Source organism: Nocardia sp. NPDC059180, assembly GCF_042754945.1.
GTDB lineage: Bacteria > Actinomycetota > Actinomycetes > Mycobacteriales > Mycobacteriaceae > Nocardia.
Genome location: NZ_JBHZBU010000012.1, coordinates 101,272 through 117,907 on the forward strand (window position 1 = coordinate 101,272; position 16,636 = coordinate 117,907).

The 16,636-nt window shown below is 67.2% G+C and carries 17 protein-coding genes; 3 read left to right on the plus strand and 14 right to left on the minus strand.

The features are described 5' to 3' along the window. Nucleotides 1-3: 3 nt before the first annotated feature. The 3 genes from ACFXNW_RS28735 to ACFXNW_RS28745 form a co-directional block, all read right to left on the minus strand. Nucleotides 4-186 carry a hypothetical protein gene (locus tag ACFXNW_RS28735; protein WP_379420934.1) on the minus strand — a complete coding sequence of 61 codons (183 nt, stop codon included), beginning with the start codon at nt 184-186 and terminating at the stop codon, nt 4-6. A gap of 11 nt (nt 187-197) precedes the next feature. Next, nucleotides 198-1,082 (minus strand): SPFH domain-containing protein, encoded by an 885-nt coding sequence (locus tag ACFXNW_RS28740; protein ID WP_379420935.1) that lies wholly within the window; start codon nt 1,080-1,082, stop codon nt 198-200. A 75-nt stretch (nt 1,083-1,157) separates the two neighbouring features. Continuing rightward, a complete protein-coding gene (locus ACFXNW_RS28745) occupies nt 1,158-2,561 on the minus strand; it encodes an FAD-binding oxidoreductase (protein WP_379420936.1) in 1,404 nt (467 codons plus the stop codon). A gap of 71 nt (nt 2,562-2,632) precedes the next feature. Here ACFXNW_RS28745 and ACFXNW_RS28750 point away from each other — a divergent pair, with 71 nt between their 5' ends. Next, nucleotides 2,633-3,544, plus strand: a complete 912-nt coding sequence (locus ACFXNW_RS28750; protein WP_379420937.1) for a LysR family transcriptional regulator — start codon at nt 2,633-2,635, stop codon at nt 3,542-3,544. Nucleotides 3,545-3,590: 46 nt separating this feature from the next. Here the strand turns inward: ACFXNW_RS28750 and ACFXNW_RS28755 are convergent, their stop codons facing one another. From ACFXNW_RS28755 to ACFXNW_RS28770, 4 genes are all read right to left on the minus strand, one after another. Then, the gene (locus ACFXNW_RS28755) at nt 3,591-4,343 is read right to left on the minus strand and encodes an amino acid ABC transporter ATP-binding protein (RefSeq protein WP_379421030.1); all 753 of its coding nucleotides are present in this window, start codon (nt 4,341-4,343) and stop codon (nt 3,591-3,593) included. 44 nt (nt 4,344-4,387) lie between these two features. After that, nucleotides 4,388-5,320: an amino acid ABC transporter permease gene (locus tag ACFXNW_RS28760; RefSeq protein WP_379420938.1), complete on the minus strand. Its 933-nt coding sequence runs from the start codon at nt 5,318-5,320 to the stop codon at nt 4,388-4,390. Between the two features lies 1 nt (nt 5,321). Continuing rightward, a complete protein-coding gene (locus tag ACFXNW_RS28765; RefSeq protein ID WP_379421031.1) occupies nt 5,322-6,194 on the minus strand; it encodes an ABC transporter substrate-binding protein in 873 nt (290 codons plus the stop codon). A gap of 177 nt (nt 6,195-6,371) precedes the next feature. Continuing rightward, nucleotides 6,372-7,463, minus strand: a complete 1,092-nt coding sequence (locus ACFXNW_RS28770) for an isocitrate/isopropylmalate dehydrogenase family protein (protein ID WP_379420939.1) — start codon at nt 7,461-7,463, stop codon at nt 6,372-6,374. Nucleotides 7,464-7,531: 68 nt separating this feature from the next. On the opposite strand from ACFXNW_RS28770, the gene ACFXNW_RS28775 reads away from it, so the two are divergent. Together ACFXNW_RS28775 and trxA are read left to right on the plus strand one after the other, a co-directional pair. Continuing rightward, on the plus strand, nt 7,532-8,062 hold the full coding sequence (locus ACFXNW_RS28775; RefSeq protein WP_379420940.1) for a 2'-5' RNA ligase family protein: 531 nt from the start codon (nt 7,532-7,534) through the stop codon (nt 8,060-8,062). Between the two features lie 48 nt (nt 8,063-8,110). Next, nucleotides 8,111-8,482, plus strand: a complete 372-nt coding sequence (gene trxA / locus ACFXNW_RS28780; RefSeq protein ID WP_379420941.1) for a thioredoxin — start codon at nt 8,111-8,113, stop codon at nt 8,480-8,482. Nucleotides 8,483-8,553: 71 nt separating this feature from the next. On the opposite strand, the gene ACFXNW_RS28785 is transcribed toward trxA, so the two are convergent. From ACFXNW_RS28785 to ACFXNW_RS28815, 7 genes are all read right to left on the minus strand, one after another. Beyond that, nucleotides 8,554-8,985 (minus strand): alpha-isopropylmalate synthase regulatory domain-containing protein, encoded by a 432-nt coding sequence (locus ACFXNW_RS28785; RefSeq protein WP_379420942.1) that lies wholly within the window; start codon nt 8,983-8,985, stop codon nt 8,554-8,556. Between the two features lie 93 nt (nt 8,986-9,078). Beyond that, the gene (locus ACFXNW_RS28790; RefSeq protein WP_379420943.1) at nt 9,079-9,210 is read right to left on the minus strand and encodes a hypothetical protein; all 132 of its coding nucleotides are present in this window, start codon (nt 9,208-9,210) and stop codon (nt 9,079-9,081) included. 383 nt (nt 9,211-9,593) lie between these two features. Then, a complete protein-coding gene (gene polA / locus ACFXNW_RS28795; RefSeq protein WP_379420944.1) occupies nt 9,594-12,371 on the minus strand; it encodes a DNA polymerase I in 2,778 nt (925 codons plus the stop codon). Nucleotides 12,372-12,431: 60 nt separating this feature from the next. Then, the gene (locus tag ACFXNW_RS28800; protein ID WP_379420945.1) at nt 12,432-13,163 is read right to left on the minus strand and encodes an ABC transporter ATP-binding protein; all 732 of its coding nucleotides are present in this window, start codon (nt 13,161-13,163) and stop codon (nt 12,432-12,434) included. After that, nucleotides 13,150-14,130, minus strand: a complete 981-nt coding sequence (locus ACFXNW_RS28805; protein WP_379420946.1) for an ABC transporter ATP-binding protein — start codon at nt 14,128-14,130, stop codon at nt 13,150-13,152. Before ACFXNW_RS28805 ends, ACFXNW_RS28800 begins: the two co-directional genes overlap by 14 nt. Continuing rightward, the gene (locus ACFXNW_RS28810; RefSeq protein ID WP_379420947.1) at nt 14,127-15,554 is read right to left on the minus strand and encodes a branched-chain amino acid ABC transporter permease; all 1,428 of its coding nucleotides are present in this window, start codon (nt 15,552-15,554) and stop codon (nt 14,127-14,129) included. Before ACFXNW_RS28810 ends, ACFXNW_RS28805 begins: the two co-directional genes overlap by 4 nt. Then, a complete protein-coding gene (locus ACFXNW_RS28815) occupies nt 15,551-16,588 on the minus strand; it encodes a branched-chain amino acid ABC transporter permease (protein WP_379420948.1) in 1,038 nt (345 codons plus the stop codon). Before ACFXNW_RS28815 ends, ACFXNW_RS28810 begins: the two co-directional genes overlap by 4 nt. Between the last annotated feature and the right edge of the window lie 48 nt (nt 16,589-16,636).

Consider the following 16,636-nt stretch of genomic DNA (forward strand, 5'->3'; position numbering starts at 1 on the left):
TGCTCATTCGCCGTCGTCTGCATCGGATCTGCCTGACCGCGGTTTCCGTCCGGCATTGTCGAGCGCCAGCCGGAGGGCGTATTCGATCTGCGCGTTGACGCTGCGCAGGTCGTCGGAGGCCCAGCGAGCCACCGCCTCGTACACCGCCGGATCGAGGCGGAGCAGGATCTTCTTGCGTTCGGCCATCGGCTCGCCGGTCAGGAGTAGAGCGATCCGGCGTTGACCACGGGCTGGGTCGGTCGATCACCGCACAGGACCACCAGCAGGTTCGAGACCATGCTCGCTTTGCGTTCCTCGTCGAGTTCCACCATGCCCTCCGCGGTGAGCCGCTGCAGCGCCAACCCGACCATGCCGACCGCCCCCTCCACAATGTGGGTGCGGGCCGCGACCACCTGCGCCGCCTGCTGACGGACCAGCATGGCCTGGGCGATCTCGGGTGCGTAGGCCAGGTGGGTGATTCGGGCTTCGAGCACCTCGATGCCTGCGAGTTCGGTGCGCTCGCGCAGTTCGACGGTCAGTTCCTCGGCGACCTCGCTGCCGTCGCGCAGGCTGGTGCGCTCGTCGTCGTGGGCGTCGTAGGGATGCGTGGTGGCCAGATGCCGGACCGCGGCCTCGGACTGGGTCTCCACGTACTCCTCGTAGTCGTCGACGGAGAACGCGGCCTTATAGCTGTCGACCACCCGGTAGACGACCACCGCGGCGATCTCGACCGGGTTGCCGTCGGCATCGTTGACCTTGAGCTTCTGGGTTTCGAAGTTACGCACCCGCAGCGAGATGCTGCGCCGGTCGGTCAGCGGCAATACCGAGTAGAAGCCGGGCTCGCTCACCGAGCCGACGTAGCGGCCGAAGAACTGCACCACCTTGGCCTCGTTCGGGTTGACCACGATCAACCCGGTGACTCCGAGCAGCAGCACGACAAGCACGACCGATCCGGCGATACCGATGCCGATCGCGGCACCGTTGCCGTCCTTGGCCCCGACGACGAAGGCGAGCGCGGTGGCGCCGCCGATGGCGATCGTCAGCACCAGCCAGGTCAGTAGCACCACGAACCCGTTGGCGTGGACAGCGGCACGAAGCTTCATGACATCCTCCCGGTATCAAAGTGATATCACGACAATATCATGAAGCCGCCGTACCTCGCCGGGCTGGTACGCCGGTCAGCGCCCGGGACGGATATTGCGGTTGAAGCGGAACATGTTGTGCGGGTCGTACTTCGACTTCAGCGCGGACAACCGGGCGTAGGTATCGGCTCGGTACCCGGCCCTGGTCTGCGCTTCACCGGCCACGTCGCCGGCGCCGTAGAGGAAATTGAGACTGTGGCCGACAGTCCACGGCGCCAGTGCGGCGCGAACCGAGGCGGCGGGCTCGACGGGTTCGGCCCCGGGCTCCGGCAGGGTGATGGCCCGCACCACGTAGCCGGCCTCGCGATAGTCGAGTGCGAGATCGTCGTGCCCGGGAGTGCGCAGGGCGCCACCCAGGTGCCGGATATCGATCACCGCACCGAGGCCGGAATCCGGGCCCGCCACCGCGAGCAGCGCCTCGATGGCCTCCGAGGTGAGGTCGTCGAGCATGGCATTGGTCGCGGCGTAGGCGTGCGGATCGGCCGGGTCGGAGTGGATGGTGTGCGATTCGGTATAGGGCATGGCACGCAGATCGTCTTTCATCGCGGCACCGATCGCGCGCAGTGGCGCGACCAGGCGTTCACCTTCCTCAGCGCTGCCGTCGAAGGCCACCCGGATCGAGGCGACGAAGCGGCCGCGCAGCGGTGGTGGTACCTGCGCAATGTCCGGGAAGGCGAGCATGGCGACGGTCGAGGTCACCGCATCGGGCACGGTCGCGGTCCATTCCCGCCACACCTCGAGCGCGTGCGGTACCAGCGCGGTTTCGAACATGAGCTGACCGCCGTACACGGTGGTCACCGGGATCAGACCCAGTTCCAGCGCTGTCACCACGCCGAAGTTGCCGCCGCTGCCGAGGGCGGCGCCGAACAGTTCGTCGCCGGGCCGCAGCGTGCGCATCCGGCCGTCGGCGGTGACCAGTTCGATCGCGCGGACGTGGTCGGCGGCGTAGCCGAACTTTCGGCCGAGCAATCCGAGTCCACCGCCGAGGACGTAGCCGACCACGCCCACCGACGGCGACGACCCGTTCAACGGCGCCAGCCCGTGCCGTGCCGCGGCCTCGATCAGCGCACCGGCCTGTACCCCGGCACCCACCCGTGCGGTCGCGGCGGCGGCATCGATGTCGATGCCGGTCATCCGCCGGGTGCTGATCAGCACGCCGCCGTCGGCAGCGACCGAAAGTCCGTGCCCGGTGGCCTGCACCGCCACCGGCAATCGGTGCCGTGCGGCGAATTCGACGGCCGCACGCACGTCCTCGGCGTGCCGCGCGGCGACGACCACGGCCGGACTGTGCTGGTAGGCGGTCTGGAAGCCGGCGATTTCCGCGGCGTAGCCTTCGTCGCCCGGTCGGAATACCGGCGCGGCGAAGGTCGGCAACTCCGCTTCGGCGGCGGCGGTGAATTCAATGGCGAAGTCGGCGTTTTCGGCTGCGATGTTTCCCATGTCTTCGACGATGCCGTGCACGCGTCGATAAGGGAAACAGCTAGTTTGTCTCGGTGCCATAATTGATAGTTATGGAGCTTCGGCAACTGCGCTACTTCGTCACCGTCGTCGACGAGGGCGGCTTCACCCGTGCCGCGCAACGACTGCATCTGACCCAGCCCGGGCTCAGCGCGCAGATCCGGCAGCTGGAACGCGAGCTGGGCCAGCCATTGCTCGAGCGTGGCACACGCCAGGTCACGCCGACCGAGGTGGGGGCCGCCGTGCTCGCGGATGCGCGCGCCGCGCTGGCCGCAGCCGAACGGATCGCCCATACCGTCGACGAGTTCACCGGGCTGCTGCGCGGACAGGTCCGCGTCGGCCTCATCTCCGGCGCGGCGGTGGAGGAGTTCGATGTGCCCGCCGCGCTCGCCGCCTTCCACGACGACCACCCACAGGTCGGCATCGTGCTCACCGAGGACACCTCGGAAAACATGCTGGCAGCGGTGACCCGCGGCGAACTCGATATCGCCGTGATCGGGCTGACCGGCGCGGACCTCGATCCGGGCATCGCCATCGACGTCATCCTCGACACCGGCGTGGTCGTCGCCGTCGCGGCAGGCGACGACACCGAGGCCGAGGTCATGCCGCTGCGCGATCTACAGCACCGGCAGTTGATCTGCCTCCCGCCTGGCACGGGCATTCACGGTGTCTTCCGGCGCGCCTGCGCGGCAGCGGGTTTCACCCCGAACATCGCCTTCGAAGCCGCGTCACCGCCGCTACTGCTGCGACTGGCGGCCCATGGACTCGGCGTCGCGGTGGTTCCCGAACTGACCCCGGCGGAGGCCGCCGCGTTCGGGGTCCGGACCCTGCCGATCGTAGGGCCCGAACTGCGCGGCCAACTGGCCATCGCCTGGCGCACCGACCGTCCGAGCACACCCGCGGCGAAAGTGCTTCTCGGCCAGCTACGCATCGCCTTGGCAAGGCCGACGGCGGACACTCGTTGACGCCACGCCGGTCGCCGGACGCGGCCGAAGCAGCGGACCGCGGTGGCTACAGCAATCGCGACAGGAACGTCTTGGTGCGCTCATGTTTCGGCTGCGCGAGCACCTCGCGCGGCGGTCCCGCTTCGACCACCACTCCCCCGTCCATGAACACCAGCTGGTCGGCGACCTCGCGGGCGAACCCCATCTCGTGGGTGACCACCACCATCGTCATCCCGGAATCGGCGAGTTCGCGCATGACGGTGAGGACCTCGCCGACCAGTTCCGGGTCCAGTGCGGAGGTCGGCTCGTCGAACAGCATCAGTTTCGGGTCCATCGCCAGCGCGCGGGCAATCGCCACCCGCTGCTGCTGACCGCCGGACAACTGCGCGGGATAGGCATTGGCCTTGTCGGCCAGCCCGACCCGATCCAGTAGCTCCTTGGCCCTGGTCACCGCCTGAGATTTGCGGACCTTCTTGACCTGGGTCGGCGCCTCGATGATGTTGGCGAGCGCGGTGCGATGCGGAAACAGATTGAAATGCTGGAAGACCATGCCGATCTCGCGCCGCTGCCTGGCCGCCTCCCGTGGATGCAGCTCGTAGAGCTTGTCGCCCTTCTCGCGGTAGCCGACCAGTTCGCCGTCGACGTAGAGCCGCCCGGCATTGACCTGCTCGAGATGGTTGATGCAGCGCAGGAAGGTGGACTTGCCCGATCCCGACGGGCCGACCAGGCACAGCACCTGACCACGTGCCACCTCGAGCGAGATGCCCTTGAGTACCTGCAACGCGCCGAAGGACTTACACACCCGGTCGGCACGGATCATCGGCGTCGTCCCGGACTCGGACGCGCCGTCGTGCACCGCTTCACTCATTTCGCCTTCACCACATTCTGCGCATCGGCCAGTTCCTGCAACTGTTTCGCGGTCAGCTGCCGTGACACCCCGCGCGAGAAATAGCGCTCCAGGTAGAACTGGCCGACCATGAGCACGCTGGTGATGGCGAGGTACCAGGTCGCGATGACCAGCAGCAGCGGAATCGGCAGGAAGTTCACGCCGTAGATATCGCGGGCCCGGCCGAACAGATCGGTGCTGAGCGGGATCGCGGTCACCAGCGAGGTGGTCTTGAGCATGCCGATCAGCTCGTTACCGGTCGGCGGGATGATCACCCGCATGGCCTGCGGCAATACCGTGCGGCGCATGGTCTGCGACCAGGACATGCCGAGCGCGGTCGACGCCTCGCGCTGCCCCTCACCGACCGAATTGATGCCCGCGCGCACGATTTCGGCCATATAGGCGGCCTCGTTGAGACCCAGGCCGATCACCGCGAACGCGAACGCCGCCTGCAAACCCTGCACATCCAGTTCGACCAGCTGCGGGCCGAACGGAACACCGAGGGAGATCTGCTTGTACAGCGACGGCACCAGACCCCAGAACACCAACTGCACGAATACCGGTGTGCCGCGGAAGATCCACAGATACACCCATGCCGTGGACCGCAGCACCGGATTGGGCGAGAGCCGCATCACCGCGAGCAGCGCACCGAGTACCACCGCGATCGCCATGGACAGCACGGTCAGCTCCAGCGTGACGACGGCGCCCTCGGCGATGCGGCTATCGCGCAGATACCGCCAGTAGACGTCCCAGTGGTAAGCCGGGTTGGTCGCGGCGCCGTAGACGAACAGTCCGACGAGCACCAGGATGACGGTCGCGGCGATCCAGCGCCCCGGCCTGCGCAGCGGGACGGCCTTGATCGGCTCCGGCTCTGCCGTGATCGATTCCGGCTCGGTCTGTGATTCGCTCATGTCATCCCTTCGGCGCGCCATTGATGACGGACCTGGTGATCGCGCCCTCCTGCACACCCCAGTTCTCGGTGATCTGGCGGTACTTGCCGTTATCGATCAGATGCTGCAACGCCTGCTGCAGGACCGGACCGAGCGGCGAACCCTTGGCCACCGCCCAGCCGTAGGGTGCGGCGTCGACGACCGGACCGGCGGGTTCGATCTTGCCGTCGGTGAGCTTGATGGCGTACGCGGTGACCGGCGAGTCCGCGGACATGGCGTCCACCTGGCCGAGGACCAGCGCATTGGTCGCCGCACTCTGCTCGTCGAAGCTCTGGATGATGATCGGGTCCTTACCCGCGTCCTCGCAGGCCTGGCTCTTGGCGGGCAGCTCTTCCAGGTGTTCGAAGGTGGTCGCCTGGACCGCGACGCGCTTACCGCAGGCATTGTTCGGATCGACCGGATGGTCGGCCCGCTGGGCCCATTGCACGCCGGCGTTGAAGTAGGTGACGAAATCGACCTGCTTCTCCCGCTCGGCGGAGTCGGTGATCGAGGACATGCCCACGTGATAGGTGCCGGCCTGCACGGCCGGGATGATCTTCTCGAAGGCCGATTCGATGTATTCGGCGCGTAGACCGAGCACTGTGGTCACCGCGTCCATCAGGTCGACGTCGAATCCGGCGATATTGCCGTCGCTGTCGCGGTACTCGTTCGGCTGATAGGGCACATTGACCCCGACCTTCAGCACGCCGGACTGCCGGATCTCCGCGGGCACCGTCGCCGCGAGTTCGGGTACTTCGGTCACCGGCACCTTCGCGACATCGGGCAGATCCTCGGTGTTGTGTGTGCAGCCTGCCACCGCGAGCACGATCGCAGCGAGCACGCCGACGATCAGCACCGCCCAGTGTCCGCGCGTGCCGGATTCGGGTCGATCAGCCACCGCAGCCTCCACCTTCCGGTCCGGGGAACCCGACCTCACCTTCTCGCAATGTAGGCGATGCGAGCCCTCGCGTACCGGACAGTATCGGAGAATCGCGCCGCCGCGGCCGAGTACACACCGATCCACCACGCGCGCTCACCGGCGGTGCACCCTGGCGCTCACCTGCTCGGTGAACTCACTGGTCGAGGCCAGCCCGCCAAGGTCGGCGGTGGCGATCCCGGCTTCCAGGGTGGTCGCGACGGCGCGCTCGATCCGTTCGGCGGCCTGGGTCAGTGTGGGCGTCGCGTGCCGGATTCCCAGCCACTGCAACAACATTGCCGACGACAGCTGCAAGGCCGCCGGGTTGGCGCGATTGCGTCCGGCCAGTGTCGGCGCCGCGCCGTGCACCGCCTGGGCCATCGCTCGATCGCCCGAACAGTTCAGCGAGGCCGCGAGTCCCAGCGACCCGCTCAGTTCGGCGGCCAGATCGGAGAGGATGTCGCCGAAGAGGTTCTCGGTGACCAGGACATCGAAGTCGCCGGGTGCGCGGACCAGGTGCGCGGCGGTGGCGTCGACGTGCTCATCGTCGACCTGCACACCGGGGTATTGCCGCGCCACCTCGTAACAGACATCGCGGAACAGGCCCATCGTCATCGGCAGCACATTCGCCTTGTGCACGATCGTCACCCGCTTTCGCCGGGTGCTCGCCAGCCGCAGCGCCTCGTGCGCGATCAACTCGCAGGCACGGCGGGTGACCACACCGACCGACATGGCGATATCTTCGGTCGGCCGGAACTCACCCGACCCGGCGAACATATTGCGGTCGGCGTAGAAGCCTTCGCTGTTCTCCCGCACGATCACCAGATCGATATCGGGCGCGGCGGCGCGCACCCCGGGAAACGCACGGGCCGGCCGGATGTTGGCGTACAGACCGAAATGCTTGCGGATCGCACCGCCCGGAGCTACCCGATGCTCGGCCGGATACGAGGCGTTGTCGTGTGGGCCGAGAATCCATCCGTCCAGCTCGGCCAGCGCGTCGAGGGTCTGCCGCGGCAGCGGAGTCCCGAACTCGTCGAGAGCGCGATGCCCGATGGACAGCGGCAACCATTCCACCGGATCGGCGCCCGCGGCCGCCAGCGCCTCGTCCACCACCGCACGCGCCGAGCCCACCACTTCGGGGCCGATACCGTCACCGTCGATCAGGCCCAGTCGCAGACGTCCAGCGTCCGTTCGTCTCGCCTCGCTCACTCCGACATCCTCCCGTCGCGGTCGAACGCACCCGCGCGCGGGGCCGCGGCGGCTACGTTCTGCAGATCATGGTGCAGTCGGTGGAACTGGTGCTCGACGACACGGCCGAGGAGCATATCCGCGAGCAATGGGCACTGCTCGCCGCGGCAGGGCTACCCGGTGTGATCCGCAGGCCCGCGGCGGACGACCCGCCGAAACGCCCGCACATCACCGTCGCCGTGGCCAAGCAGATCTGGCCACGCATCGACCACGACCTGGAGAAACTGCCGTTCCATCCGTTTCCGGTGCGGCTGGGCGGGGTCCTTGTATTCGGGGCTCGCAGGCCGATCCTGGTGCGCATGGTGGTGCCGACAGAACAGCTGCTGACCTGGCAGCGTCGGGTGTACGCGCTGGTGGCGCCCTGCCCGGGGGTTCCGGCGAATATGCACCCGGACCAGTGGACCCCACATGTCACACTGGCCAGACGCGTGCCACCACCGCAGCTCGGCGAGGCAGTTCTCGCGGTTGCCTCGGATCGTGATTTCACCGCGACCGTGGTGGGTATCCGGAGGTGGGACGGCGACGAACGGCGGGCCTGGCCGGTCGCCGGTGGAAGATAACACCGGTGCCCGGCGTTGGACCCGGCATACCGATACGAGAGGACGCCCATGGCAACGCAGACGCTGACCCAGCAGAACTTCGATGAGATCGTCACCGGAAACGACGTGGTACTCGTCGATTTCTGGGCTGAGTGGTGCGGACCGTGCAAGAGCTTCGGCCCCACGTTCGAGAAGTCGTCGGAGCAGCACCCCGATGTGGTGCACGGCAAGGTGGACACCGAGGCCGAGCAGGGTCTCGCGGCGGCCGCCAATATCCGGTCGATTCCGACGATCATGGCCTTCCGCGAGGGCGTGCTGGTGTTCGCTCAGCCCGGCGCACTGCCCCCCGCCGCACTCGAGGACCTGGTCACCCAGGTGAAGGGCCTCGATATGGACGAGGTGCGCAAGCAGCTGGCCGAGCAGCAGGCTTCGGCGGAGTAGATCAGCCCGCATAGACCGCGACGACGGGCCCCGCCCTCCCGATCAGGGAAGGGCAGGGCCCGTCTGCCGTATCAGGCGCCGAGCCGGTTGAGCGCGGCGATCATGGCGCGGACCGTGGATTCAGCGCCGTCACCGGTCAGCGCGGCACCCCAACCACAGCGGCCGTTGAATTCGCATCGGACGAAGGTCGCGGTGGCCTCGCCGGTACTGCGTTGATGGAATTGCAGGATTTCGACCGGATAGCCCTCGTCGTAGAGGGCCGAGGTCATGGCCGCGACCGGATTACCGGTGGCGACCACGGTGCGCAGGTGGCCGGCGAATTCGAGGGTCGCGGTGAAATTCGCGTTCCGGTTCCCGGCGGGTGACCAGTCGCCGAGCCGGATCGGCCCGGTGCGTTCGCCGTAGCGATCGCGGAACTGGTCGGGGGTCAGGCCGGCGCTTTCGGAGCGCAGGCTCCGTGGTGCGGCGGCGATCAGGTCATGGCTGTCCAGGAGCATGGTCATGTGCACGTAGGTCTTCCCGAGAATGCTTGCAGGCGGCAGAGGGGACCAGCAACAAAACGTCAAAACGGCCCGCAGCGAGGGGGCCGGTCCGAATCAGACCCCGCTGCGGCGGGTTACTACGAGCAGTAGCCGACGCGCCACCATCGCGGTGTGCGGATTCAGCACAGCGCTGTCGCGGTCGGCGACATGCAGCGCGGCGCTGTGGCGGTCGGAGGGATTCGGCACGCGTCCGAGGATAGAGAGTCCCCGCGGGGAAGGCAACCACATTTGCTTGCTGTTTTCTTTCGCGCCGGACAGTGTTCGCCCAGGTCATGGGGTTCGCGGTGGATACCGGCGAGTAGGGGCCGAGTCGCCGGGATCACCTTGCCGCCGGGGAGCGCGAACGGGGTGCCGGGCGCGACGCCCGGGTGACCGGGCGCCCACGGCATGTCGATGACGACCTCATCGACCTGGAACGGCAGAGTGACGGCGGCGCCGGTGGAGTCACTGGGCGCGCTACCGATCCACTGTCGCCGCAGCTGGCCACCGGAGAACCGAATATGCTGCGCGACATGGGGTGTCGCGCAGCATTCGCAGGACCGGCTCGGAGGCCCGCGCCGACTACGCGATCAGTGCGCGGCTGAATCCCAGCTGCGCCCGGTACCTACCGATACGTCGAGCGGGACCGAAAGGTCGATGGCGGCGGCCATCTCTCGCCGAGCCAGCGCTTCGAGTGCCTCCCGTTCACCCGCGGCGACCTCGAAGAGCAGTTCGTCGTGGATCTGCAGCAGCATCCGCGACTTCAACCCCGCATCCTGAATCGCCTTGTGCACATTGATCATCGCGACCTTGATGATGTCGGCAGCGGTGCCCTGGATGGGGGCGTTCAACGCCATCCGCTCGGCGGCCTCACGGCGCTGACGGTTGCTGGAATCCAGATCGGGCAGATAGCGGCGGCGGCCGAACAGGGTCTGGGTGTAGCCGACCTTGCGTGCCTGCTCCACGACCTCGTGCAGGTAATCACGAATACCGCCGAATCGGGCGAAGTAGACCTCCATCTGGTCCTTGGCCTCCTGCGTGCTGATCTTCAGCTGCGCGGACAGACCGTAGGAACTCAAACCGTAGGCCAGACCGTAGGACATTGCCTTGATCCGGCGTCGCATCTCCGGGTTCACCTCGGAGATCGGGATGTCGAAAGCCTTGGACGCGACGAAGGTGTGCAGATCTTCGCCGGAGTTGAACGCCTCGATCAGGCCCGCGTCGCCGGACAGATGCGCCATGATCCGCATCTCGATCTGGCTGTAGTCGGCGGTCATCAGCGATTCGTAGCCCGCGCCGACGACGAAGGTGTCGCGGATCTGCCTGCCGGTGTCGGTGCGGATGGGAATGTTCTGCAGGTTCGGCTCGGTGGAGGACAACCGGCCGGTGGCGGCGATGGTCTGGTTGAACGTGGTGTGGATACGGCCGTCGGCGGCGACGGATTTGAGCAGGCCGTCCACGGTGACCTTGAGCCGGGTGGCGTCGCGGTGGGCGAGCAGATGCGCGAGGAACGGATGCTCGGTCTTCTCGTAGAGCGATTCGAGCGCGTCGGCGTCGGTGGTGTAGCCGGTTTTGGTGCGCTTGGTCTTGGGCATATCGAGCTCGTCGAACAGCACCACCTGCAACTGCTTGGGCGAGCCGAGGTTGATCTGCTTACCGATCACCTCGTAGGCCGCGTTGGCCGCCTCGCTCACCTTGTCGGCGAATTGGCGCTGCAGCGACTCCAGCTGGGCGACGTCGACGGCGATGCCCGCGTCCTCGAGCGTGGCGAGGACCTCGAGCAGCGGCAGCTCCATCTCGCCGAGCAGGGCGGTGGATTCGATACCGGCCAGCTCACCGTCGAGAGATTCGGCGAGGTCGGCGACGGCGCGGGCACGCAGCATCTCGGTCTGGGCGACCTCGGTGTCGACGGCGTCCTCGGCGTCGAGCAGTGACAGCTGCGGGGTCTCGTCGGTTTCGGCGCGCAGCTCACGGTGCAGGTAGCGCAGCGACAGATCGTCGAGATTGAAGCTGCGCTGCCCGGGGCGGACCAGGTAGGCGGCCAGCGCGGTGTCGCTGGTGAGCCCGGCCAGAGACCAGGCGCGCCCGCGCAGCGCGTGGATCGCGGACTTGGCCTCGTGCAGCGCCTTGGGGCGCGCCGGGTCGGCCAGCCAGGCACCGAGGCGGGCCTCATCCTCGGGTGTCATCCCGGTGACGTCGATATAGGCGCCCTCACCGTCGGCGGCCGCGATGGCGATCGCCTTGACGTCGCCGTTCGCGGGCGCACCGGAGCCGACCACCGACACACCGTGGCGCACGCCGACCGGCGCGTGATCGGTCAGCCAGTCACCGACGCTGCCCGGCGCCAGCGCCGAACCGCTGATCTCGAACCCGGATTCGGCCTCTGGGCTCGGCGGGGCGAGGGTTTCGAACAGCCGGTCGCGCAGCACCCGGAATTCCAGGTCGTCGAAGAGCCCGTGGATGCGTTCGCGATCCCACGGCGCCTGGGCGAGCTGATCGGGGGCGTACGGCAATGGCACGTCGCGCACCATTTCGGTGAGCTGCCGGTTGAGCACCACGCTGCTCAGGTTGGTGCGCAGCGCGTCGCCGACCTTGCCGCGCACCTCGTCGACCTTGTCGACCAGTGTGGCCAGGTCGCCGTACTCGCGGATCCACTTGGCGGCCGTCTTCTCTCCGACGCCGGGGATGCCGGGCAGGTTGTCGCTCGGGTCGCCGCGCAGCGCCGCGTAGTCGGGGTACTGCGCCGGAGTGAGGCCGTATTTGGCCTGCACCTCCTCGGGGGTGAAGCGGGTGAGATCGGAGACGCCCTTGCGCGGATAGAGCACGGTGACGTCGTCGTTGACCAGCTGGATGGCATCGCGGTCGCCGGTGACGATGAGCACCCGGTAGCCCTGTGGCACCGCCTGGGTGGTGATGGTGGCGATGACGTCGTCGGCCTCGTAACCCTCGATCGCCATCACCGGGATACCCAGCGCACCGAGCACATCCTTGGTGAGTTCGACCTGGCCACGGAACTCGTCGGGGGTGGCGCTGCGGTTGGCCTTGTATTCCGGGTAGGCCTCGGTGCGGAAGGTCTGGCGCGAGACGTCGAACGCCGCGGCGATATGGGTGGGCTTCTCATCGCGCAGCAGATTGATCAGCATGGCGGTGAAGCCGTACACCGCGTTGGTGGTCTGGCCGGTGACGGTTTTGAAGTTCTCCGCCGGTAGCGCGTAGAAGGCGCGATAGGCCACCGAGTGACCATCGATCAGCAGCAGCGTCGGCCGCTCCCCCGCGGCCGTCGCGGCGGCTGCGGCACTCGACGTGGTGCTCGGTGCCGTGCCTGGTCCGGAAGAGGCAGAACGCTGGGCTGTCGTCGGTGAACTCACCCCCCAGAGTCTAGGGACAGCCACCGACAAGTCGAACGGCCGACACCCGGGCGGGCTCGCTCATCCCACACCCAGGTACGCCGACTTCACCGCCGGGTCGTCGAGCAGGTCCGCGCCGGTGCCGGTTTTGGTCACCTCACCGGTCTCCAGGATGTAGCCGCGGTCGCTGCGTTTGAGCGCCTGCCTCGCGTTCTGCTCGACCAGCAGCACGGTGGTGCCCTGCTCGTTGATCTCGCTGACGATGCGGAAGATCTGCTGGATCACCATGGGCGCCAACCCCATCGAGGGCTCGTCGAGCAGCAGCAGCCGTGGCCGCGCCATGAGCGAGCGGCCGATGGCAAGCATCTGCTGTTCGCCGCCGGACAGGGTGCCACCGATCTGTTTGCGCCGTTCCTGCAATCGAGGAAACAGGTCGAAGACGCGGTCGAGGGTCGCGGCGTATTCGGGTTTCTGCTTGAACGGCCGTGCGTAACAACCCATATCGAGGTTCTCCTGCACGGTCATACCGGGAAAGATGCCCCGCCCTTCCGGAGCCTGGATCAAACCGGCCACCACCCGTTCGTGCGCCTTCATCCGGCTGATGTCACGGCCTTCGAAGAGGATGCGGCCCTTGGTCAGCGGCAGTAGCCCCGACAGCGCGCGCATGGTGGTGGTCTTGCCCGCGCCGTTGGCGCCGAGCAGGGTGACCAGTTCCCCTTCGGCCACGCGTAGCGAAATGCCGTGCAGCGCCTGGATTCTGCCGTAGTTGACGAAGATCTCGTCGACTTCGAGCATCGGTTCAGCTGTGCTCATGATCGTCCTGTCCGTCCTCGTCGTCGGGCACGCCGAGATAGGCGGCGATCACCGCAGGATCGGCCCGGATGGCGGCGGGCAGGCCGTCGGCGATCTTGCGGCCGAACTCGAGCACGACGATGCGGTCGGTCACCCCCATCACCAGGCGCATATCGTGCTCGATGAGCAGCACCGTGTAGCCGTCGTCGCGGATCTTGCGGATCAGATCCATCAGCGCCGACTTCTCGCTCGGATTGAAGCCGGCGGCCGGTTCGTCCAGGCAGAGCAGTTTCGGTTCGGTGGCCAGCGCGCGAGCGATCTCGAGCCTGCGCTGATCGCCGTAGGACAGATTGCGCGCCTTCTCCACCGCCCGCGGTGCGATACCGACGAATTCCAGCAACGCCATACCGCGTTCGATGGCGTCGCGTTCCTCGCGCCGGTGCCTGGCCGTGCGGAAGATGGCGCCCGGCACCGAGGTCCTGTGCCTGGCGTCGGTGCCGACCACCACGTTCTCCAGCGCCGTCATCTCGCCGAAGAGCCGCACGTTCTGGAAGGTGCGGGCGATACCGAGGCGGGTGATGGCATTGCGTTTGGTCTTGGTCAGCGGTTTGCCGTCGAAATACACCGTGCCCGCCGACGGCCGGTACACGCCGGTGATGGCGTTGAAGCAGGTGGTCTTGCCCGCACCGTTGGGGCCGATCAGGCCGAGGATCTCGCCGCGGCGGATCTCGAAACTGACGGCATCGAGGGCGGTGAGACCTCCGAAGCGCACCGTCAGCTCGTCGGTGCGCAGCAGCGGGGCGCCGACCTCGGTCTCGATCTCGCGGTGCGGTGCGACGACCTCGGCGACCGCGGCCGCATCGGCAAGCGTCGGATCGACCGCGGCGACGTCGACCGTGCCCGCCGACTCCACCTCGGGCTCCGGCGCGTACCCGGCGGCCATGTCCTCGTTGTCGAACAGCGCGTCGCCCGCGCCCGGCCCGGTCATCGGTTCGCTCCCACCGGCTCGCGGCGCAACGGTCTACGCACCGCCAGGTAGATCTGCCTGCCATAGGCCAGCAGTTTCTGCCGGGCCGGGAACAGACCCTGTGGCCGCAGGATCATCATCACCACCAGCGCGATGCCGAAGTACAGGTATTTGAGGTCGCCGAGGGTCTGCGCGCCCTGTGGCCGGAACAGCAACACCGCACCGAGCAGGATCACCCAGTACACCCCGAGGACGACGGTGACCGTGACGAACAGCCTGCGCACCCAGATGCCGAACCGGCGCGACCACAGCGTCCAGGCCACCGCCAGCCCGGCGAACACCGCCGCGAGGACTCCGAGCTGGATGTAGCCCGCGGTCTCGTCGGTGACCAGCTGCACCGACATCAACCGGTTGGGCAGGTACACGATGAGAAACGCACCAACGATGACGCCGAGTTTGTTGCCCTGGCCGCCGATCACCACCGCGCACAGGAACAGCATGGAGTTGATGATGTTGAAGCCGGTCGGGTTGATGAACTGGACCTGACCCGCGTACAGCGCACCGGACAGGCCGCCGACCGCCGCGCCGATCATGAACGCCCACAGTTTGAATTTGAACGCGGGCACGCCCATGATCTCGGCGGCGTCCTCGTCCTCGCGGATGGCGACCCAAGCGCGCCCGACCCGGCTGCGTTCCAGATTGCCGACGATCAGCAGCACAACGATCACGAAGAACATGCCGAGCCAGTACCACCAGGTGCCGGAGTTGGCGCGGTCGAGCAGGTTCGCGCTGTCGGCGTCGCCGACGTTGCCCGCCGAGAACACTCCGTTGGGGCGCTCCTCGGATTCACCGACGTGCGGGTAGGCGATGCCGGACAGGCCGAGGCTGCCGTTGGTCAGCTCGCCCAGATTGTCCGCGAGCAGCCGCACGATCTCACCGAAGCCGAGGGTGACGATCGCCAGATAGTCCCCGCGCAAGCGCAGCGTCGGCGAACCGAGGATCAGACCCGATACCGCGGTGACCGCGATCGCCAGCGGCACACACGCCAGCCAGGCCCAATCGGAGTCGAGCCAGCCGCCGTCGGTCTGGTTCCATGGGCTGTTCGGGCTGGTCAACAGGCCGACGGTGTAGGCGCCGACCGCGTAGAAACCGACGTAACCGAGATCGAGCAGCCCCGCCTGCCCGACCACCACATTGAGGCCGATCGCGATCAGCGCGTACATCGCGAACTGCGCCATCACACCACCGAAGCTGGTGCCCGGGGTGTCCAGCAGTGGTGGCGGGAACAGTGGAAGCAGCGCGAGCGCGATGATCGCGGGGATCCCGCATGCCCATTGCGCCGGTCTGCTCAGACCTTCCCACCAGCCGCGCAACGCATCGCCCGCGCCGTGCATGGGCCGTGGCGGCGGCTTCGGCGCCTCGATCGTCGTGGACTTCTCGCTCATGCGCGGGCCCTCCCGAGACTCTCACCGAGGATGCCCGTCGGGCGGAACATCAGCACCAGCACCAGCACCACGAACGCGACGACATCGCGCCATTCGGTGCCGAACAGGATCTGCCCGTAGTTCTCGGCCAGCCCGAGCAGCAATCCACCGAGCAGCGCGCCGCGCAGATTGCCGATACCGCCGAGGACCGCGGCGCTGAAGGCCTTGATGCCGAGGACGAAACCGCCGGAGTAGATGATGCCGTTGGGGATCTTCAGCGCGTACAGCAATGCCGCCGCACCGGCCAGCACACCGCCGATGAGGAAGGTCAGCATGATGACCCGCTCACGCGAGACTCCCATCAGCGTGGCGGTATCGGGATCCTGGGCCACCGCGCGGATACCGCGCCCGAACTTGGTCCGGTTGATCAGCATTTCGGCGGCGCCGGCCAGCACCACCGCCGACACCACGATCACGATCGTCACATTGGTGATGTCGGCGCCGCCGATACTGAACTGCACCGTCGGCTCGACCAGGATGATCGGCTGCTGCGCGTTGGTGCCACCGAGATCCGGCCACAGCTTCGGCAGGATGAAATGCACGAATTCCTGTAGCACGAACGACATACCGATCGCGGTGATCAGGAATATCAATGGTTTGGCGCCGCGACGGCGCAGCGGCCGATACGCGACCCGCTCCAATCCCACCGCCGCCGCACCGGACACCGCCATACCCATCAGCATGGCCAAACCCAGATAGGTGACGGTCAGGATGACGCCCTCGGAATAGGCGTCACCGCTGGGCGCGAACCCGAGCAACATCAATCCGATGTACTGCCCGAACAAGCCGAGCATGAACACTTCCGAATGCGCGAAGTTGATCAGTCGCAGCACGCCGTACACCAGCGTGTAGCCGACGGCCACCAGCGCGTAGATCGCGCCATAGGACAGTCCGTCGACGGTCAGCCGCCAGAACTGATCGATCACCCCTTCGTAGTTGAAGTCGATCGAACCGTCGGCGAGCGGTAACGCACCGACGTAAACAGTAGGAGTCATCCGTGCCAAGCCCTCATCGCTGTCGCCCCTGATGGATCGGCGCGTACC